The sequence below is a fragment of the Pseudomonas fluorescens genome (genome assembly GCF_902497855.1).
Taxonomy (GTDB): domain Bacteria; phylum Pseudomonadota; class Gammaproteobacteria; order Pseudomonadales; family Pseudomonadaceae; genus Aquipseudomonas; species Aquipseudomonas fluorescens_BI.
The window spans coordinates 380,595-399,671 of sequence record NZ_CABVHU010000001.1 but is presented as its reverse complement, the minus strand read 5'-3'; the positions used below and the strand labels follow the sequence as shown (position 1 = coordinate 399,671).

Sequence of the window (19,077 nt, the reverse complement as noted above, 5' to 3'; positions counted from 1 at the left end):
TACGCTGAAGACATAGCCGGAGAACACACCATGTGCGGACGCCTTTCCCAGTATCGGGGCATTCACGATTTCGTCGCGGCGCTCGCCATTCCAAACGCCCTGATCAACTATGCCGGCGACCAGCCGTTGGCGCGCTACAACGCCGCGCCGACCACTCAGCTCGCCCTCTTTCACCAGGAGGGCCAGTTTTTGCGCGCCGACCTGGTGCGCTGGGGCTGGCGTCCGCTCTGGGCCAAGGACCGTGCCGCGCCGATCAACGCCAGGGTCGAAAAAGTCGCCCATGGCCCGTTCTTCAAGACGATCTGGCCGCGCCGGGCAATCATTGCCATCGACAACTGGTTTGAATGGGTCGACGATCGCGGACCGAAGAAACAGCCCTACCTGATTCGTCACCGTGACCGAACGCCGATCCTCTGTGCCGCGATCGGCCAGTACCCCAGCGCCGAGCACGGACCGGGCGAACATGACGGCTTCGTCATCATTACCGCCGACAGCGCCGGTGGCATGGTGGACATCCATGACCGGCGGCCAGTGACCTTATCGCCGGAACTGGCCCGGGAGTGGCTGGAGCCCACCACGCCCATGCAACGCGCCGAGCACCTGGCGCTGTTTCAGGGTGAACCGACCGAGGCCTTCGAGTGGTTCAAGGTCGACCGCGCGATCGGCAACGTTCGCAACCAGGGTGCCCAGTTGATCGACCCTATGGGTGAGATCGATGGTGATGGCTGCACATGACCCGTCTCTGATATGCAGTTCGACTTCCCGCGACTAAAACAACGGCGCATGCACCAGCATGCGTGCCGTAACGACGCCCGCTGCTTACTCGCCGTAGATATCGAAATCGAAATACTTCTGGCGAATGGTGTCGTAGGTGCCGTTGGCCCGAATGGTCACCAGCGCCTGATTGAAGCGACCCGCCAGGGGATCGTTCTTGCGCACGGCAATGCCGATGCCGCTACCGAAGAACTGCTCTTCGGTGAAATTCGGGCCGACGAACTCGAAGTCCTGCCCTTCCAGCCGCTTCAACAGGCTTTCATCGATCACCACCGAACTGGCCATGGTGGCATCGAGGCGTCCGCCAAGCAGGTCGAGGAAGATTTCATTCTGCGAGCCGTAGCGCACCACTTCGGCACCGGCCGGGGCGAATTTCTCTGTGACGTAGCGATCGAAGTTGGTGGCGCGCTGCACCCCGATCCGCTTGCCTTTGAGCTGGGCCGGGATCTCGCTGATACCGCTGCCTTTCTTGAACACCAGGCGCGCCGGAATGCGGTAATAGCGATTGCTGAAATCGACCGACTTCATCCGCTCCGGGGTCATGGACATCGACGAAATCACCGCGTCGACTTTCTTCACCTTGAGCGCGGGAATCAGCCCGTCGAACTCCTGTTCCTGCCACACGCACTGGACTTTCATCTCGGCGCACAGTGCCTGTCCGATGTCGTAGTCGAAGCCGACGATGGCGTTATCCGGGGTTTTCGAAGCGAACGGCGGGTAAGCCGCTTCGATGCCCAGGCGCAGCGGTTGCTCCGCCGCCTGCAGGTGGGCGCCGAACGCCAGCAACGAGATCAGGCCAACCTTCAGTAGCGAGTTTTTTACGTTCATTCATGGCTCCAGATGCGATGTTGTTTATGTCGGGCGCTCCGCAAAGGAAGGCGACCGTTATGGCAGCGGCAATGTGAACAAGGAGATGACGGCTCTGTCGGCCGCCTGCTCCGTCGTAGCGCCAGGCATCCACCCGGCGCAACGGGTACCTCAGACGGCAGCGGTGACGATCAACTCCAACAGGATCTGCGGATCATCGAACATCACTTGCGCGGTGGCCCGTGCCGGCGTTTGCCCGGCATCGACCCAGGCGCTCCAGGTTTCGTTCATGCCGGCGAAATCGGCACCCATGTCTTTCATCCAGATCTGCACGCTGAGCAGTCGGCTTTTGTCACTGCCGGAAATTTCCAGCAGTTCGTCGAGCCGTTGCAGCACCTGGCGCGTCTGGCCACGGATGTCCTGGCTGCAGTCGGCGGCGACGATGCCGCTGAGCCAGGCCACGCCGTTATGCACGACGCTGCGGGTCAGGCGTGGATTGCTTTCGATGCGTTGAATAAGGCTCATACAGGCTCCTGGGTGAGAGGTGTCTCAGTGGATAATTGGGCAAGGGTGATGGGTTTGAGTGGCGATCTAATTCGGTAGTACCCGACCTCGGCGGCCGGGACGTTGCGCTGTTCGGCAATGATTTCGGTGACGCTCAAGCCACACAGGCGACCCTGGCAAGGCCCCATGCCGCAGCGACCGAACGCCTTGGCCTGATTGGGCCCCAGGCAACCGAGGGCGACGTGTTGGCGAATTGCGCCGGCGCTGACTTCTTCACAGCGACAGACAATGACCTCGTCGGCCGGAATGCGGTTTTGCTGTCGCGGGCGGTACATCACATCGATCAGAGGCCGCGCAGCACACTGGCGACGCAGGGCTTTTCGGTAAGGCGCGGCGAGCTGCTGCAGCTGTTGTGCGTCGAGTTTTTTCGAGCGGGCGGCAATCGCCAGCCCGGCCAGGCGGCCTTCGAGCAGCGCCACGTGCGCACCGCCGATAGCGCCACCATCACCGGCGATGAAAATGCCCGGCAGACTGGTCTCGCCCTGGCTGTCGCGACGCGCGATCCAGCACAGTTGCTGCTCGCTCCAGTCGTGTTCGAGGCGCAGCGACCAACTGATCTGGGTGTTGGGTACCACGCCTTGATGCAGCAGAATCAACGAGGCCGGAAGGGTCCGGCGCCGACCGCCACTGTCGAAACTCAGGGCGCTCGCCTGCGCCGGGCCTTCGATCCGCAAATCACGGGCATCACGGAAATGCCTGACCCCGGCGCGTTTCAATTCGATTAGCAATTGCACGCCCTTGAGCAGGTCTCGCCAGCCGCGCAAGGCGCCCGGGACTTTGCGCCAGGCGCGCAGCAGATCGCCCCGGCCACTGGTGTCCACCAGCGCTTCGATGGCGATGCCGGCTCGCAGGTATTGCACCGCCAGCAGGTACAACAAGGGGCCGCAGCCGGCCAGGATCACCGGCCCTTGCGGCACCAAGGCGGCGCTTTTGAGCAGGATCTGGCCGGCGCCGGCGGTCATGACGCCAGGCAAGGTCCAGCCCGGAATGGGCATGGCCCGTTCGAACGCACCGGTGGCGATCAATACATGATGCCCTTGCAGGATCTCGGCGCGGCCATCGATCAGGTAATGCACCTGTCGCTGTGGCGTCACCTGCCAGATGGCAGCGTTGGCCAGGTAGCGGGCCCCGCACCGCAGGAATTTCGCGACAAGTTCCGCACCCGCCCCATAGTCATCGCCCAAAACCCTGCGGCTGTGCGCATCGGCCTGCTGGATGTTGCGATAGATTTGCCCACCGGGACCGCCCTGCTCATCCAGTACCACCACCGACAGGCCGTGGCGCGTGGCCTCAAGCGCCGCGCTCATGCCTGCGGGGCCGGCGCCGAGCACAATCAGGTCGACTGTTTGCTTATTCATCAGCGCCCTCCTCATCGTGGCCACTCTCCAGAAGATCCCGCGCCCCGCGCTGGCGCAGAACACGCATACCCGCGCGAACCGGCAGCAGGCACGCCTGACAATTGGCCTGCCCGTCCACCTCGACCAGACACTCGAAGCACACGCCCATCATGCAGAACGGCGCGCCGGGCCTGCCGCTGACTGCACTGTCGCGGGTGTGAGTGACTCCGCCGAGCAGCAAGGCGGCGGCCAGGGAAATGCCTGCGGGCACCGATAACGACGCGCCTTCGAATTCGATCTGCACGGTTTTTTCCCCCGGGCCCAACGCCCGGAACAAACTGTCAGCCGGCATGGCGCACCTCGGGTTTGCGACTGAAGCGCTGCAGACTGAAAGGCGCCACGGCCGGCTCGTCATATTCACCGCCAATCCACGGCGCCAGGCGCAAGGCATGGATCGCCGCCAGGGTCACGCCGCTGTGGCAACTGACCACCACCGCCCCTGGGCAGGCCTGCGAAGCTTCGTAGATGGGAAAGCCGTCGGCGCTCAGCACCCGCAGCGCGCCCCAGGCCCGAACCAGACGGACCTGCCCCAACCGGGGAAAGCACTGCACCGCGCGACGGGCGATGCTGGCCATCACTTCGCTGCTGGTATCGTCGTCGAACCCCGTGGATTCATGGGAGTCGCCCAGCTGAACCGTGCCTTCGTCGGTCTGGCGCACATAGGTGGTGGGGTAATGCAGGAAGGGTTTGAGACGCTCGGTCACCAGAATCTGCCCACGATTGGGGCTCACCGGCACCTCCATGCCCAATTGCGCACCCAGCTCCCGATTGCCGAGTCCGGCGGCCAACACAAGCTGGCTGGCGTACCAGCGCTGCTCACCGGTATCCAGTTCGAAGCCCGAGCCGCGCTGGCCGATGGCGCTGACCCGCTGGCCATTGATGATCCTGACCCCGCGCGCCTGGCAGGCGGCGTACAGCGAACGCAACAATTTCAACGGATTGACCTGACCGTCCATGGGCGAGTAACAGCCGCCCACTACCGTCGGCCCCACGCCCGGCAAGCGAGCGCGCAATTGCGCCGCATCCAGCAGTTCGAACGGATAATCACCGTGCATGGCGTCGCGCAGCCAGAGCAGGCGACGGCTTTCCTCGGCCATCTCCTGCTCGCTCAAACACAGCTGGAATCCGCCGGGCTGACGCAGATAAAGATCGATGCCGCAGTCGGCCTGCAACGAGGCGGCGAACCGTGGCCACAGCGCGACTGAATCGCGAGTCCATTGCGCATAGGGACTCATTCCGTAGCCCTTGCCCTGTACCCACAGCAGGCCGAAGTTGCCACGCGCCGCCCGATAGGCGTCATCGCCCTCGTCGAGGACGCTGACCTGGCGACCGAGCAGGGCCAGACCATAGGCAATGGACAGCCCCACCAACCCACCCCCTACGATCATCACATCAGTTTTTAGCATGAGTTGCACTGCCGCTCTTTCAACGCTGCGAATCACCTGCAGCGCAGGCTTTACGCCTGAATGATCTTGATGCAAAAGATCCTAGAGAGCTGACAGCGGCTTGAAAAATGCTTTATTTTGGCAAGGTCATGTCTTTTTGTTATGGATTATTACCCAAGGATACCTGCCATGAATCTTCGTCAGCTGGAGGCCTTTCGCGCGGTCATCCTCGGCCAGACCGTTACCCGTGCCGCCGAGATGCTGCACATCTCGCAGCCGGCAGCGACGCGACTGATTGCCAGCCTTGAGGAGGACATCGGCTTCAGTTTGTTCGACCGGATCAAGGGCCGCCTGCAACCGACCGCCGAAGCCATGACGCTGTACCAGGAAGTACAACGCTCGTTGCTCGGGGTCGAACGTATCGCCCGGACGGCGCAGGACATCCGCAGCCTGAAACGAGGTTCACTGCACATTGCCAGCGCCCCGGCCATGGGGCTTTCATTCCTGCCGCGCGCCATCGCCGCGTTCATGGCCGATCATGAGCACGTGCAGATATCGCTGGTGGTGCATTCATCGCGCGAGGTCGTGGACCTGGTGGTCGGCCAGCGCTGCGACCTGGGCCTCATCGTCCTGCCCAATACCTACCCCAGCCCGCGCGCCGAAAAACTCCTGGCCACCCGCATGCTGTGCGCACTGCCGGCGAACCATCGCTTGCAGGGCAAGGCCACGATCCATCCCGAGGACCTGCAAGGCGAGGCATTCATCTCCTATCCGCAATCGATCGGCTCGCGCCAACACATTGACTCGATATTTGCCGCGTATGGGGTTGAGCGCGAACTGCGCCTGGAAACCCAACTGTCGCTGCCCATGTGCACCTTCGTCGAACAGGGGCTTGGGGTCGCGCTGGTCGACGCCATCAGCGCGGTCGAGTACCGCGGTAATGGCGTGGTGTTCAGGGCGTTCGAGCCGGCGATCGAAATGGATTTCAGCCTGCTGTTGCCGGTCCAGGGGCCAACGTCAAAATTGCAGATCAGCTTTTTCGAGCACATGCAGCACTTCATCGCCCGGCAGGTTCCGGCCGAGTATCGGTTCTAGAAGGCGCTTTTCAACGCAAACCCACCATTCGTCGCCTATGCTAGGGGTAGCGTCAATTACCCAACCCTCTCTGGCTCAAGGATTGCAAAGGCCGGTCGTAGCAGCCCCAGATCGACGTAATTCTGACGCGGCAGCATTCAAATCAATGTTCAAGGACTCCAGCGATACGCTTGGTCAGTCACCCGGGGGATGTACCATGTCAACTCTCAATGAAATCGCCGCGAATCACGCAAGAATGGCTAAAATACTGGCTGGAGAGTCGACCGAAGTGTGCGAGCGACAGCCCCAGGTGGTGGGAGGTTTTGAAGTCTCATCCATTGATGAACAGCCACACATTCCCCTGCACCTCATCGCTGGCGCGCAGGACAACAATCTCGGACAAGCTACCGGCTACTGACTCCGCTCGATCGGTGTCGGGTAACGTGATGACCTGATGGTCGCCAGCCAGACCGGCACCGACACCCTGCCTGTGGATCAGCACTTCCTGGCCTAAACTCAACGGACTACCAGCCCGCCGGTGTGTGGTGGGCAAGGCATTGCCATGGCCGAAACCCGAGAAGTGCAGCGCTTCGCCGCCAACCCTGCCGGCCGCGACCTGGCTGTGGGCGACATTCACGGCCACTTCGCCCGGCTGCAGGCTGCATTGGATGCTGCCGGATTCAACCCTTCCATCGACCGCCTGTTCAGCGTGGGCGATCTGGTCGACCGCGGGCCGCAAACCCTGGACGTCGATGAATGGCTGCTACGCAAGCCCTGGTTCCATGCGGTGCGGGGCAACCATGAGCAGATGACCATCGATTCCCACGCCGCCGGCCGCACCAGCGCTGAACGCAGCCTGCACTTTGCCAATGGTGGCGCCTGGTTCTACAGCCTGTCGGGCGTCGAGCAGATCTATTATGCGGGCATCCTTGCTGACTTGCCGTTGGTGATGGAGGTCCAGACTTCGCAAGGCCTGATCGGCATCGTGCACGCGGATGTTCCACGGGGCAGCTGGCAAGCCATGACTGAAGCGCTATCCGGCGCAACGATGGAAGTCGAACAGATAGCCACGACCCTGCAGTGGTCACGCCAGCGCATCACGGACAGCAACCCGGTCGGCGTGTCGGGTGTGCGCGCTGTGGTGGTCGGTCATACACCTTTGCCTGCGCCGGTCATCCTGGGCAATGTCTACCACATCGATACCGGCGGCTGGCTGCCGGACCGCGGTCACTTCACCCTGCTGAACCTGCAAACGCTCGAATTCATCCCCGCGACACGACCAGGCCTCGACCGACACTGGTAACAAATCCCGACGGCAAGTGTGGCAAATGTCTTGCGACGCCCATCCGCTGGCGCTCACATACCGCATGCCCCCTTGCAGGAGCGAGCTTGCTCGCGATGGACGCCAACGATAACGCGTGTTTGCTGGATAATACGCGGTGTTTTGGAATCCATCGTCGGAACGCCGCCCGGAGCAAGCTCGCTCCTACAATGAACAGCATTACCCCCTACTTCGTGACATATTTCGTGCCGTTTGGATTATCAAGCTTCGCCTGCAACAACCCCCACTCTCGCAGAATGATCGAGTAAGGCACAAAGATACTCATCCTCTCTGCAGTATTAACGCCGGGGTGGGCGCTTACATCGTTCAATGTAGTGGAATAGAAACCGATATTGATACCGACCACACTGCCGTCACTGGCAACGACCGGCCCACCCGACATGCCCTTGACCAACGGGGCATCATGAATAGCGTACAGATCGCCGCTGTGTTCATCGGTATTGATGAAAGGCGTTGGATACACCTTGCCCTTGCCGGTGGTGGTTATCAGATAAGGGCTGCCCCCCACAGCCGTGATGCGCTCGCCCACACGCGGCGCGCGCCAGGACGGGTAGCGGCCGTTAGCCTTGTGCTGGAAGAAAACCAGATCGCAACCTGTGCTGCAGCTGTACTTCACGTTGGGGATCAACGGAGTGTGGCGGGTGGTGACGGCATAGTCCTCGTTCCATTGCACCGCCGAGGCCATATACACATACGCCAGAGGAAAACCCGAGAAAACCAGAAAGTATGAATCGTTGGTAGCGCCCGAAAAATCGGGTTTAACGATACCGTTGCATCCTGCAGTAAGAGCTCCCATTAGCAAGCACGCCATGATCTTGATCATGATGTATCACCGACTTTGGGGGGGAGGAAATGACTGTTTTTTTGTTTTGTCAGTTTTCTGTCGCTTTCTTGTTCACTGGCCCACAGCGCCGCTTAGCGATTGATTTGCCTGATCTAGCTGTATTTATGGCTGACGCTTCAATGCCGTGCTCAACTGTTTTGCACTAAGGCCAATCGCTTTTAGATGCAACCGGACAGTGCAAATTTCTGGCGTCAACAAGCTGCCGATTATGAGGAGAGAAATAGAGCGGCTATATGTTTGGTTCCGAACTTGCTGTATCGCACGCAAACGAAAACGCCGCTCGAATGAGCGGCGTTTTCGGTTTTGCTATTTAAAACAAGTTCAATAAAGAACAATGAAAACAATCAACAACACTTCGGCCCACTCTTACTGCCATAACGGGCTTCCTGACGTTCACGGAAAAACATTTCGTAGTCCATCACCGGTTTGTCCGGATGTTTGTTCTGCATATGCTCGACGTAGTTGTCGTAGTCGGGCATGCCAACCATCAGGCGTGCGGCCTGACCGAGGTATTTACCCAGGCGACTCAGGTCATTGAACATGCTGCAATCCTCGATCAAGCATCGGGCAGGGCCTGGAACGGTGCTTCTTTATCCGTACGTTCCTTGGTGCCCCAGGCGGCAATGCCGACTTTCAACGCAAAGAACAGGATGCTGAACACCACCAACAGGAACAGCGCCGTCAGCGTGGCGTTGGTGTAGGCGTTGTAGATCACGTGCTGCATCTGCTCGATGCTCTTGGCCGGTGCCAGCACCTGACCGTTGGCCAGGGCATCGCTGTATTTCTTCGCCAGCGCCAGGAAACCGATCGCCGGGTTGGCATCGAACAGCTTGATGAAGCCGGCAGTGGTGGTGCAGATCAGCAGCCAGACCGCGGGCAGCATGGTGACCCAGACGTAGCGTTGACGCTTCATCTTGATCAGCACCACGGTCGCCAGCATCAGCGCGATTCCCGCCAGCATCTGGTTGGAGATACCGAACAGCGGCCACAAGGTGTTGATGCCGCCCAGCGGATCGATCACCCCCTGGTACAGCAGGTAACCCCACATGACCACGCAACCGGCGGTGGCGATCAGGTTGGCGGTCCAGGATTCGGTGCGTTTCAGCGCCGGCACAAAGGAGCCGAGCAAATCCTGGAGCATGAAGCGCCCGGCACGGGTACCGGCGTCTACCGCGGTGAGGATGAACAGCGCTTCGAACAGGATCGCAAAGTGGTACCAGAACGCCATGGTGTTTTCACCCGGCAGGAGACTGTGCAGGATCTGCGCGATACCGACCGCCAGGGTCGGCGCACCGCCGGCACGGGCCAGGATGGTGGTTTCACCGATGTCCTTGGCCACCGCTTGCAGCGCTTCCGGAGTAATCGCAAAACCCCAGCTGCTGACGGTCTGTGCCACCGTGACAGCATCGGAGCCAACAATCGCCGCCGGGCTGTTCATGGCGAAGTACACACCCGGCTCGATCACCGAAGCGGCCACCATCGCCATGATCGCCACGAAGGACTCCATCAGCATGCCGCCGTACCCGATGTAACGGGCATGGCCTTCACTGGCCAGCAACTTGGGCGTGGTGCCCGAAGCGATCAGCGCATGGAAACCCGAGACCGCACCACAGGCAATGGTGATGAACAGGAACGGGAACAGACCGCCCTTCCACACCGGCCCCGTGCCGTCGATGAACTGGGTCAATGCCGGCATTTTCAGCTCGGGCATGGTGACCAGGATGCCGATCGCCAGGGCGACGATAGTGCCGATTTTCAAGAAGGTCGACAGGTAGTCACGCGGCGCCAGGATCAGCCACACCGGCAACACCGCCGCGACGAAACCGTAGCCGATCAGCATCCAGGTGATCTGCACGCCGGTGAAGCTGAACGCCTTGGCCCACACCGGGTCGGCGGCAATCTGCCCACCGAGCCAGATCGAACCGAGCAGCAGCGCCACGCCGATCACCGAGATTTCCCCGATGCGGCCCGGGCGGATGTAGCGCATGTAGATGCCCATGAACATCGCGATCGGGATGGTCGCCATCACCGTGAACATGCCCCACGGGCTTTCGGCCAGGGCCTTGACCACGATCAGCGCCAGCACCGCGAGGATGATGATCATGATCAGGAAGCAGCCGAACAAGGCGATGGTGCCGGGGATGCGGCCCATTTCTTCACGGACCATGTCGCCCAGGGAACGGCCGTTGCGGCGGGTGGACATGAACAGGACCATGAAGTCCTGCACCGCGCCCGCCAGCACTACCCCGGCAATCAGCCACAGCGTACCGGGCAGATAGCCCATCTGTGCCGCCAGGACCGGTCCGACCAAGGGCCCCGCGCCGGCAATCGCCGCGAAGTGGTGACCGAAAAGTACGTGTTTGTTGGTCGGCACGAAGTCCAGGCCGTCATTGTTGAGCACGGCGGGCGTAGCGCGATTGGGATCGAGTTGCATCACCTTATTGGCGATGAACAGGCTGTAGTAGCGGTATGCAACGAGGTAGATGGCGACTGCAGCGACTACGATCCAGAGGGCGTTGATGGCTTCGCCGCGGCGCAGGGCCACGACACTCAGCGCGAACGCTCCCAGGACAGCCACGGCAAACCAGGCGAGGTGTTTAGCCAGACGGGGCATAGCGTGTCTCCTGCCGACAGCCAGTGGACTGCGGCGGTAATTTTTATAATTGTGTCCGCGATGCGGAGCTGGCCCAATATCCGCGCATGCCGTCCACAAATAAATCCGCGTTACTACGTACGCGCTTTCTACGTAGTTCTACGTAGAAACCCCAACCTATCGGTTGAAACACAAATCCCCTGTAGGAGCTGGCTTGCCAGCGAAAGCGGTGTGTCAGTCGCCATTGATATTGAATGTGCCGCCGCCTTCGCTGGCAAGCCAGCTCCTACAGGGGGGTTTTACATTCAACCGACAGATCCCGGCAGCAGGTCATTCCGTCCACCACCGCTACTGGACCCCCACTCCTTGGCATATGATGCCCGCCCAGGAACTGTAGGAGCGAGCTTGCTCGCGATGGACTTCAGAACACCGCGTATACCCGGTAAACACGCGTTTTCGTTGACGACCATCGCGAGCAAGCTCGCTCCTACAGTATTAGCGTCATGGCCCGCCTTCGGCCCGGTCAGGAGCCCAGATGCAGCTCAAACACAAAATCGTCGCGCTCGGCATCCTGCCGCTGGTCCTGGCGATCGCCGTCATCTGCGCCCTGGTCATCTCCCTGAACCGCCAACTGGGCGATCAACAGGCGCAACTGATCGAAGACAGCATCCTGGCCAGCAAGCGCGCCGAACTGAAAAACTACGTCGACATGGCGCAAAGCCTGATCGAGCCCCTGTACGACGACGGCCACGGTGACGCGCGCGCCCAGCAACAAGTGCTGGAAGAACTGCGCAAGCTCAGCTTCGGCGTCAACGGCTATTTCTTCGTCTACGACCGCGAAGGTCGCAGCCTGATGCACGCGCGCCAGTCCGATCTGGTCGGCAAAGACCTGTGGGACATGAAAGACCCCCACGGTCTGCCGGTGATCCAGGCCTTGCTCACCACGGCGCAATCCGGCGAAGGTTTCCAGCGCTACGCCTGGAACAAACCCTCCTCCGGCCAGGTCACCGACAAGCTCGCCTACGTGGTGATGCTGGATCGCTGGGGCTGGATGCTCGGCACCGGCATCTACCTGGAAGACGTCGAACGCGCCACCCAACAGGCCCGCGACGAAGTGGCCATGGGCATCCGCAAGACCATGCTGGCGATCGCCGCCGTGGCCCTGGTGGCGGTGCTGTTGGTGTTCGCCAGCGGCATGACCCTCAACGTCAGCGAACACCGGCTGGCCGACAAGAAATTGCAGCGCCTGACCCAGCGCATCGTCAGCCTGCAGGAGGAAGAGCGATCCCGGGTGTCCCGTGAACTGCACGACGGCATCAGCCAGGTCCTGGTCTCCATCAAGTTCCAGTTCGAACTGGCCAGCCATGTGCTCGAGAACGGCCAGGGACAAGACAAGGGCCTGGGCATCCTCAGAGAAGCCACGCAACGCCTGGGAGATGCGATCGGCGAAGTTCGCAGCCTGTCCCACGACCTGCGCTCATCCTTGCTCGACACCCTGGGCCTGCCGGCCGCGATCGGCCAGCTAGCCGCCGAATTCGAGCAGCGCAGCGGCCTGGTGGTCACCTACGACGACAACGAATTCGCCTGCGACCTGGTCGACGGTGCTGCGGTCTCGCTGTTTCGCATCGTCCAGGAAGGCCTGACCAACATCGAACGCCACGCCCGGGCGCGCAACGTTTCCATTACCCTGCACGGCTCCGAAGACGGCGTACACCTGACGGTGGTCGATGACGGCATCGGCTTCAACGTCGCCCAGGTCGAACGTCGCCACGCCGGCATCGGCCTGCGTAATATCCGCGAACGCGTCGAACATTTCGGCGGCCAATTCGCCCTGAGCTCGATGCCGGGAAGAAGTGAACTGGATGTACTGCTGCCGATGAAAATGCCCGGCACCCAACGCTGAGTCGTCCCCAACAACAAGAGTGAATGCCTGCAATGAACCTGCCCTACCCCATCCGCGTCGCCCTGGTCGACGATCACGCCCTGGTCCGCGACGGAATCAAGGCGCTGCTGGCAGTGATGGCGCCCCTGGAAGTGGTGGGCGAAGCCGAGAACGGCGCGGATGCCATAGAAATGGTCGGCCGCTGCCAGCCGGACCTGCTGCTGGTCGACATCAGCCTCCAGGACATGAACGGGCTGGAACTGACCCGGGTGCTGCGCAGCCAGTACCCGTCGCTCAAGATGCTGATACTGAGCATGTACGACAACAACGAATACGTGAGCGAGTCCTTGCGCGCCGGGGCCAGCGGCTATGTGCTGAAGAACTCGCCGTCCAGGGAAATCATTGCGGCGATCGAAGCCATCGCCAGCGGCGGCACCTTCTACAGCGCCGAAATCGCCCAGCGGCTGATTGCCGACAAAAGCACCGACAACGAACTGACGCCCCGTGAGAGCCAGGTGTTGTACAAAATGGTCCAAGGGCTGAACAACAAGGAAATGGCCCGGGAACTGGATATCAGTGTGCGCACCGTGGAAACCCATCGCCTGAGCATCCGGCGCAAACTCAACATCGATAAACCGGCGGCGCTGGTCAAGTACGCGATCGATCACGGGATCATTTCGCGCTAGAAGATCTCGCCGCAAAATCCGGCTCGACGCACAAAACTTTAAGTAGCGGGCTTGCCCGCGAAGGCGGCGGGAAGTCTAACGATGATCTCTCGGCCGCCATCGCCAGCAAGCCGGCTCTTATGGAACAAAGTTTATCTCATTGATTTTTTAGATAAATTATTTGCCGATTTAGCGGCATGTTCTCTGCGCGAAAGCGCAGCCACTTCGCAGGCTGGGTGGCCTCCTACAGGGCAATGCCTCTGGCCACTATGTTGTGATCGACATAACTCCCTGTGGGCTTGCCCGCGAAGGCGGTGCACCAGTCAAAACCAATGTTGACTATAAAATTGCTTTCACGAGCAAGCCCGCTCCGTACATTCACTAGCCGGGTTCTTATTCCCGGTGTGCGTCAACACCTGACCGAGGGCGTTGTAGGTGAAGGACTCCGCGCTGCCGTCCGGGTGCTGGATGCGCAGCACTTCGCCGTCGGGTTTGCGTTCCAGGGTGGTGGTCTGGTTCAGGGCGTCGGTGACGGCGATCAGGTGGTGGCGCTCGTCGAAGCGGTCGCCAGCGAAATTCGACACGCCGCGCATCTACGCCCGCGACCTTGACAGGTGTGACCGGCTCGATCCATTCGACATGCGATAAAGACTTTTTCAGTTCACCCAGTAATTGTTGAGCCATGGTTTCAAGATCGGAGCCTGATTCAACTTGTGAACGCCCAACCACCAAAGAAAAAGGGCTCGGCCCTATGTCCGTCAGAGTGAATACGTGAAACGTTTTGTCTTTGAGGTTGGTCGGTCGAACAAAACTCAGCTCATTGGTATGAAAGCGCTCTGGCGGTGGTGGCACCGCATCAGCAATCTCCTGCTCGAGACGCGCCTGCTCTTGCTCTCGAATACGCCGCTCAGAAAGGCGGTCGTAAATATTCCGTCGCATACGGGAATTCCTTGTCCGTTGGCTGGTCAGTTAAGGTTGATTTTCGTGCTGCCTATAACGTCGATGTTCACGCCAGATAGCGTGATCGTGCCGTCCGCCTTCATGACCAATTTGCTGGCACCCACTTCAAGCGTGATCGATGTCGCTGCATTGATCTTCACTTCGCCACTATCAACGGTGACGTAATAAGACCCCTCCGTAACCGCGATACTGGTTTCTAGCTTGATCGTTTCGGTGTGTTTCCCGTCGACTTTGATTTCGCGATTGCCGCCGACCATGTGGCTTTCGTCAGCCTCAATTTCGGTGTCGAGGTTACGTTCGGCGTGGAGGCTAATTTGCTCGGCACCAGTCTTGTCTTCAAAGCGGAAGAAGTTGGCATTGCTGCCCTTCCCTTTAATCGACCGAGTCAAAAATCCACTCTGCGTCTTGTTCGCCGGCAACGACCAGGGCGGCGTGTTCTTGCTGTTGTACAAACTGCCCATGATCAGCGGACGATCAGGGTTGCCGTCGAGGAAGACCACCGTCCCCCAAACCTTATACGTCGCCTGCCAGACAATCCGCCCCTCACGGTCCGTCATCTCCAGCGGCGTACCAATCTGGTCGGTATGGAAGTAATAAAGCGTCTGCTCCCCACCCTCTTCCTGGTCCACCCGAGCAAGTGGCGCATAACTCCCCGGCTCATACACATAAAGGCTGCTCTGCCCCGGCGTTTCCTCACGCAACATGCGCAAGCCCTGCCACAGGAAATGCTTCTACTCGGTGACCCCGTTGACCTCCGACACCTTGGCAACACGTCGTCCCAAGCTGTCATAACGATAAGCCCCGGTACTTTCCAGCTTGCCGCCCACCAAGGTCTCAGCTTTAACCAACCGATTTTCACAGTCGTAACTGAACGTCTGCAGCCGGCTCATCCCGCTGCGTTTTTCAATCAGGTTGCCCCACGCATCGTAGGTATATTCCTGATCCCGCCACTGCTTGATCCGATTGTCTTTGACGTGATCAAACTGACTGGTATTGAAGTTCAGCCGGTTTGCCGCCGCGTCGTATCGGAACTCCTCACTAAAGCGATTTATTTTTCAGACCTAGGTATAATCCCAATCATTACACACACCCGAGCACTGCCATCTACTGCTAACACAATCCCTTAAACCGCATACAAATGACTCATTGCTCAACCGTAGAAATAGTCGAAAAAATTCTGATAGTTCCTCTCCCCTAATATTGGAGCGATTTCCACATCAAGACGCGCCACAAACGAAGGGTTAACTCCGTCATCATCTGAGATATCAAAAATATTGAACTCCCCATAGACGACCTCGATGAGTTTGGCTAACGCACTGAGAAACTCAGCTAAAGAATCTGCGATTTGGAATGGGGCAACGGGACCGTAGCTCGCAAATATCGGCGTATTCTCGATATCAGTTAACGCGACTATAGGTTTACCTCCCCCTAAGTCATCCATAAAAACAACATAGTTCTCATTCCAGTCTTGATTTATTTTTTTACCGCCATCTCCATTTATCCATTTATATCCAATCTGCGCCTTTTCAAGCGCGTCTAGGCTCACAAACTTCAAGGGTGTAAATCCTGTCTCTATTTTAACGCCGATCGGTTCGTAGCAATTGAAAAAATCATCTAGCTGCGCAGAACGACGAAGACTTGACGGCCATTTTGAAACCACCTGATTAAGCCGCTGAAAACTTCCGCCCAGTTTATATTTAATGTGAGCCTTGGTTAGCTCTGCCATTGCATCATCAATTTTATTCATACCGCCTCCTAATATTTTATTACCCGCAGGGTCCCGATTTCACAGTACTATTGTTACGATCGATCAAACGCTCCTTTCCTGCATTTGTATAGTTGCCCCTATGACCCTGCGGGCTGTTCAGATGTTCATCAATACCACTTGGGTGCTTAGCGTTCTGCAAGAATACGATGTTCCGCGGGTCGCCTTTCCATGCAGGCCCAAGGCCACCGTTTCCTTCAACGCTGTTTATGTGATGACCTGTATACCCAGCTTCGGACATAACTGACGAAAGCTGAGCATTATTTCGAGTGTTCAAGATCGTCTGACGTTCTGCGGACGTCCAATCGCGAGAACCTCCTCCTCTTCCAACCAGCGCTCTCTCTTCACCCCAGGCTCGGCTGATGGCTGTTCCCCGGGAGCCAGGTTGCGGAGTTACCGAAGCCCGTGGTTTATACCTGACTAGATCCTCTGAGCTTAGCCCGGTTGGATCGACCCAACCAATAGAGTTTGGAGCATAGTCATACAGGTTGAAACTACCAACTAGCCCAATCGGATCCTGCGTAATAAACCGCCCCACCTCCGGATCGTAATACCGAAAAGTATTATAGTGCAGCCCCGTCTCATCATCGAAATACTGCCCCTGAAACCGCAAATTCTGTTCGACTGCACTGACGTCCAGACGCTCCACCGCCCCCCACGCCTTGTACGTCGCCTGCCAGACAATCTGCCCCTTGTGGTCAGTCATCTCCAGCGGCGTACCAATCTGGTCGGTATGGAAGTAGTAAAGCGTCTGCTCCCCGCCCTCTTCCTGATCTACCCGCGCCAACGGCGCGTAACTTCCTGGCTCGTAAATATAGAGGCTACTCTGCCCCGGCGTCTCCTCGCGCAACATCCGCAAGCCTTGCCACAGAAAATGCTTCTGTTCAGTGACCCCGTTGACCTCCGACACCTTGGCCACACGGCGCCCGAGACTGTCGTAGCGATAAGCCCCGGTGCTTTCCAGCTTGCCGCCCACCAACGTCTCAGCCCTGACCAGCCGATTTTCACAGTCGTAACTGAACGTCTGCAGCCGGCTCACCCCACTACGCTTTTCAATCAGGTTGCCCCAGGCATCGTAGGTATATTCCTGATCCCGCCACTGCTTGATCCGGTTGTCTTTGACGTGATCAAACTGACTGGTGTTGAAGTTCAGCCGGTTCGCCGCCGCGTCGTATCGGAACTCTTCACTGTCCACCAACTTGCCGGTATCACGGCTGTGCAGTTGACCGTTGGCTTCGTACTCGTACTTGATCTCGCCGCGCAGTTTGTCGAGGGTGCGAATGAGTTCGCCGGCCGGGTCGTATTGGTGACGGCGGTGAATCGGGTTGTAGGCGTGCCCCACCAACAGCTCGGGTTGAATACCTGGATTGTGGATTTGCGAGAGTTTCTCAGCCGACAGGGTTGAGGCGAATTGCCAAGCCTTACGGCCCATGGCGTCGTAGCCGAAACAACTGGTGAGTTTGCCTTGAGTGCGCAGCACCTCGCGGTGCAGGTCATCGCGCTCCATGTCGCTGATGAGCTGGCCGTCAAGGTTGAGTTGGTGCAGGTGGCCGCTGCCGTAATACAGGTGGTTCAGGTGTTGGCCCGTGGGCAGGGTCAGCGTGGTCAGGTTGCTCAGTGGATCGTAGTCGTAGGACAAGGCGCCTTGTGGTGTGGTCTCTTTGATCAGGCGACCCAGCAAGTCGTAGGAGAATTCCAGTGTTTCTTCGCTGACGCCGAGTTTCTTACCGTTGGCGGTAGGCAAACGCGCGATGGAGAGCAAGCGATCGGCGTCGTCGTAGGCATAATCCTGGCGGGCATCGGCATTGAGTTTGGCCAGCAGTCGGCCGATGGAATCGCGTTCGAATTCGGTCTGTCGTTGTGGTCGTTCGGCGCGTTCGCCGTAGCCGATTTCGTTGACCCGTGTCAGATGCCCGCCGAGGTTGTAGCTGAACTGGCGGGTCAGGTTGTCGATGCGTTTTTCTTCGACCAGGCGGTCGGACGCATCATAGGCGAACTGGTAAGCCGCATTGTTTTCGTTGACCAGCGCGGTCAGGCGAATGGCCTGGTCATATTCGTAGCGGATGCGCTGGCCCTTGGCGTCCTGACGGCTGCTCGGCAGACCGCGGGCGGTGCGCAGCAAGCGTGTGGTCTGGCCTTTACCGTCGGTATGCGTCAGGACCTGGCCGAGGGCGTTGTAGGTAAAGGACTCGGCGCTGCCGTCCGGGTGCTGGATGCGCAGCACTTCGCCGTCGGGTTTGCGCTCAAGGGTTGTCGTCTGATTCAGCGCATCCGTAACGGCGACCAAATGCTGACGCTCGTCATAGCGGTAATACGTATTTTTGCCGGAGCAATCCTGAAACCGCTCGACCTGGGCCAACGCGTTCCACCACAGGTATTTGGACTTGTGGGTAGCGTCGATGATGGTGTGCGGCAAGCCGTCATCGCTGTTCAGGTATTCGGTTTTGTGGCCCAGCGCGTCGACTTCGGCGATGAGGTTGCCCTTGGCGTCGTAGCGGGCTTTCCAGGTGCTGCCGTCCATGAAAGTCGTCTCAGTGACCAGCGTGGTACTGAGGTGATATTTGTATTTGATTTTGCGACCCAGTGGATCGGTCTCTTCGATCAGGCGTGAAAAGTCGTCGTATTTGAACGCGAGCTTGTTGCCATCGGGCAGATTCAAACCCGTCATGTTGCCGGCTTCGTCCAGGGCAATACCGTAGCATTCGCCGCCGTAATCACGACTGGCAATCACGCGACGGTCCTCGTTGTACTGAATTTCCAACTCACGCCCCAGCACGTCAGTAGCCCAGGAAACGCGCTGGTTGAAGTCGTAGCGGTAGTGAAAATGTTCGCCATCGCTGGTCCAGTGCTCCACCACGCGAGGCTGATCGCCGAGGGTCTGCCAGCGGTAATTGCAGGTCAGGCCGAGGGCGTTACTGTGACTGGCCATGACGCCATCAGCGTAGCTGAAACGTCGAACGGAATCGTTGTTGCGATTGATCACTTCGATCAGTTGACCATTTTCGTCGTAACGGTACTGCACCAG

General features: G+C 59.1%; 17 protein-coding genes and 2 pseudogenes. 6 read left to right on the top strand and 13 right to left on the bottom strand.

All coding sequences use genetic code 11. The features are described 5' to 3' along the window. Positions 1 to 30: 30 nt before the first annotated feature. Complete coding sequence (locus F8N96_RS01905; protein ID WP_150796327.1) at positions 31 to 735, top strand: SOS response-associated peptidase family protein; 705 nt, start codon at positions 31 to 33, stop codon at positions 733 to 735. An 84-nt stretch (positions 736 to 819) separates the two neighbouring features. On the opposite strand, the gene F8N96_RS01900 is transcribed toward F8N96_RS01905, so the two are convergent. The 5 genes from F8N96_RS01900 to F8N96_RS01880 all read right to left on the bottom strand — a co-directional run bounded on the left by F8N96_RS01900 (position 820) and on the right by F8N96_RS01880 (position 4,948). Continuing rightward, positions 820 to 1,602 carry an ABC transporter substrate-binding protein gene (locus F8N96_RS01900; RefSeq protein WP_150796326.1) on the bottom strand — a complete coding sequence of 261 codons (783 nt, stop codon included), beginning with the start codon at positions 1,600 to 1,602 and terminating at the stop codon, positions 820 to 822. Between the two features lie 150 nt (positions 1,603 to 1,752). After that, complete coding sequence (locus tag F8N96_RS01895; protein WP_150796325.1) at positions 1,753 to 2,106, bottom strand: RidA family protein; 354 nt, start codon at positions 2,104 to 2,106, stop codon at positions 1,753 to 1,755. Then, positions 2,103 to 3,503, bottom strand: coding sequence for an FAD/NAD(P)-binding oxidoreductase (locus F8N96_RS01890; protein WP_150796324.1), 1,401 nt, complete (start codon positions 3,501 to 3,503; stop codon positions 2,103 to 2,105). The genes F8N96_RS01895 and F8N96_RS01890 overlap by 4 nt, the downstream gene beginning before the upstream one ends. Next, positions 3,496 to 3,834 (bottom strand): (2Fe-2S)-binding protein, encoded by a 339-nt coding sequence (locus F8N96_RS01885; protein WP_150796323.1) that lies wholly within the window; start codon positions 3,832 to 3,834, stop codon positions 3,496 to 3,498. The genes F8N96_RS01890 and F8N96_RS01885 overlap by 8 nt, the downstream gene beginning before the upstream one ends. Continuing rightward, positions 3,824 to 4,948 (bottom strand): NAD(P)/FAD-dependent oxidoreductase, encoded by a 1,125-nt coding sequence (locus F8N96_RS01880; protein WP_150796322.1) that lies wholly within the window; start codon positions 4,946 to 4,948, stop codon positions 3,824 to 3,826. The genes F8N96_RS01885 and F8N96_RS01880 overlap by 11 nt, the downstream gene beginning before the upstream one ends. Positions 4,949 to 5,116: 168 nt before the next feature. Between F8N96_RS01880 and F8N96_RS01875 the strand changes: the two genes are divergently transcribed. From F8N96_RS01875 to F8N96_RS01865, 3 genes are all read left to right on the top strand, one after another. Then, positions 5,117 to 6,022 carry a LysR substrate-binding domain-containing protein gene (locus F8N96_RS01875; protein ID WP_150796321.1) on the top strand — a complete coding sequence of 302 codons (906 nt, stop codon included), beginning with the start codon at positions 5,117 to 5,119 and terminating at the stop codon, positions 6,020 to 6,022. Positions 6,023 to 6,218: 196 nt separating this feature from the next. Next, entirely contained in the window at positions 6,219 to 6,419 is a 201-nt protein-coding gene (locus tag F8N96_RS01870) for a hypothetical protein (protein ID WP_150764794.1), read from the top strand. A gap of 144 nt (positions 6,420 to 6,563) precedes the next feature. Continuing rightward, positions 6,564 to 7,304, top strand: coding sequence for a metallophosphoesterase (locus F8N96_RS01865; RefSeq protein WP_150796320.1), 741 nt, complete (start codon positions 6,564 to 6,566; stop codon positions 7,302 to 7,304). A 205-nt stretch (positions 7,305 to 7,509) separates the two neighbouring features. Here the strand turns inward: F8N96_RS01865 and F8N96_RS01860 are convergent, their stop codons facing one another. The 3 genes from F8N96_RS01860 to F8N96_RS01850 all read right to left on the bottom strand — a co-directional run bounded on the left by F8N96_RS01860 (position 7,510) and on the right by F8N96_RS01850 (position 10,801). Then, entirely contained in the window at positions 7,510 to 8,166 is a 657-nt protein-coding gene (locus F8N96_RS01860) for a S1 family peptidase (RefSeq protein ID WP_150796319.1), read from the bottom strand. Positions 8,167 to 8,531: 365 nt separating this feature from the next. After that, on the bottom strand, positions 8,532 to 8,729 hold the full coding sequence (locus tag F8N96_RS01855; RefSeq protein ID WP_064677253.1) for a YbdD/YjiX family protein: 198 nt from the start codon (positions 8,727 to 8,729) through the stop codon (positions 8,532 to 8,534). Positions 8,730 to 8,743: 14 nt separating this feature from the next. Beyond that, on the bottom strand, positions 8,744 to 10,801 hold the full coding sequence (locus tag F8N96_RS01850; RefSeq protein ID WP_150796318.1) for a carbon starvation CstA family protein: 2,058 nt from the start codon (positions 10,799 to 10,801) through the stop codon (positions 8,744 to 8,746). A 514-nt stretch (positions 10,802 to 11,315) separates the two neighbouring features. Between F8N96_RS01850 and F8N96_RS01840 the strand changes: the two genes are divergently transcribed. Beyond that, a complete protein-coding gene (locus F8N96_RS01840; protein WP_150796317.1) occupies positions 11,316 to 12,683 on the top strand; it encodes a cache domain-containing protein in 1,368 nt (455 codons plus the stop codon). Positions 12,684 to 12,715: 32 nt separating this feature from the next. Then, positions 12,716 to 13,348 (top strand): response regulator, encoded by a 633-nt coding sequence (locus F8N96_RS01835; RefSeq protein ID WP_150796316.1) that lies wholly within the window; start codon positions 12,716 to 12,718, stop codon positions 13,346 to 13,348. Between the two features lie 356 nt (positions 13,349 to 13,704). Here F8N96_RS01835 and F8N96_RS01830 read toward each other — a convergent pair. From F8N96_RS01830 to F8N96_RS01810, 5 genes and pseudogenes are all read right to left on the bottom strand, one after another. Next, a pseudogene (locus tag F8N96_RS01830) lies at positions 13,705 to 13,890 on the bottom strand (RHS repeat protein); the annotation flags it as partial. 1 nt (position 13,891) lies between these two features. Beyond that, positions 13,892 to 14,266 (bottom strand): annotated as a pseudogene (locus tag F8N96_RS01825) (DcrB-related protein); the annotation flags it as partial. A 26-nt stretch (positions 14,267 to 14,292) separates the two neighbouring features. Next, positions 14,293 to 14,991: a bacteriophage T4 gp5 trimerisation domain-containing protein gene (locus tag F8N96_RS34985; RefSeq protein ID WP_224794067.1), complete on the bottom strand. Its 699-nt coding sequence runs from the start codon at positions 14,989 to 14,991 to the stop codon at positions 14,293 to 14,295. Between the two features lie 446 nt (positions 14,992 to 15,437). Beyond that, positions 15,438 to 16,034: a hypothetical protein gene (locus F8N96_RS01815; protein WP_150796315.1), complete on the bottom strand. Its 597-nt coding sequence runs from the start codon at positions 16,032 to 16,034 to the stop codon at positions 15,438 to 15,440. A gap of 19 nt (positions 16,035 to 16,053) precedes the next feature. Next, on the bottom strand, positions 16,054 to 19,077 hold a 3,024-nt coding region (locus F8N96_RS01810; RefSeq protein ID WP_191635324.1), incomplete at its 5' end, for an RHS repeat-associated core domain-containing protein.

Excerpts from the sequence above, each read along its gene's own strand:
- F8N96_RS01875 (WP_150796321.1), top strand. The coding sequence starts at position 5,117 with ATGAATCTTCGTCAGCTGGAGGCCTTTCGCGCGGTCATCCTCGGCCAG.
- F8N96_RS01870 (WP_150764794.1), top strand. The coding sequence starts at position 6,219 with ATGTCAACTCTCAATGAAATCGCCGCGAATCACGCAAGAATGGCTAAA.
- F8N96_RS01860 (WP_150796319.1), bottom strand. The coding sequence starts at position 8,166 with ATGATCAAGATCATGGCGTGCTTGCTAATGGGAGCTCTTACTGCAGGA.
- F8N96_RS01865 (WP_150796320.1), top strand. The coding sequence starts at position 6,564 with ATGGCCGAAACCCGAGAAGTGCAGCGCTTCGCCGCCAACCCTGCCGGC.
- F8N96_RS01835 (WP_150796316.1), top strand. The coding sequence starts at position 12,716 with ATGAACCTGCCCTACCCCATCCGCGTCGCCCTGGTCGACGATCACGCC.
- F8N96_RS01890 (WP_150796324.1), bottom strand. The coding sequence starts at position 3,503 with ATGAATAAGCAAACAGTCGACCTGATTGTGCTCGGCGCCGGCCCCGCA.
- F8N96_RS01895 (WP_150796325.1), bottom strand. The coding sequence starts at position 2,106 with ATGAGCCTTATTCAACGCATCGAAAGCAATCCACGCCTGACCCGCAGC.
- F8N96_RS01885 (WP_150796323.1), bottom strand. The coding sequence starts at position 3,834 with ATGCCGGCTGACAGTTTGTTCCGGGCGTTGGGCCCGGGGGAAAAAACC.
- F8N96_RS01815 (WP_150796315.1), bottom strand. The coding sequence starts at position 16,034 with ATGAATAAAATTGATGATGCAATGGCAGAGCTAACCAAGGCTCACATT.
- F8N96_RS34985 (WP_224794067.1), bottom strand. The coding sequence starts at position 14,991 with ATGTTGCGTGAGGAAACGCCGGGGCAGAGCAGCCTTTATGTGTATGAG.
- F8N96_RS01905 (WP_150796327.1), top strand. The coding sequence starts at position 31 with ATGTGCGGACGCCTTTCCCAGTATCGGGGCATTCACGATTTCGTCGCG.
- F8N96_RS01850 (WP_150796318.1), bottom strand. The coding sequence starts at position 10,801 with ATGCCCCGTCTGGCTAAACACCTCGCCTGGTTTGCCGTGGCTGTCCTG.
- F8N96_RS01900 (WP_150796326.1), bottom strand. The coding sequence starts at position 1,602 with ATGAACGTAAAAAACTCGCTACTGAAGGTTGGCCTGATCTCGTTGCTG.
- F8N96_RS01855 (WP_064677253.1), bottom strand. The coding sequence starts at position 8,729 with ATGTTCAATGACCTGAGTCGCCTGGGTAAATACCTCGGTCAGGCCGCA.
- F8N96_RS01880 (WP_150796322.1), bottom strand. The coding sequence starts at position 4,948 with ATGCTAAAAACTGATGTGATGATCGTAGGGGGTGGGTTGGTGGGGCTG.
- F8N96_RS01840 (WP_150796317.1), top strand. The coding sequence starts at position 11,316 with ATGCAGCTCAAACACAAAATCGTCGCGCTCGGCATCCTGCCGCTGGTC.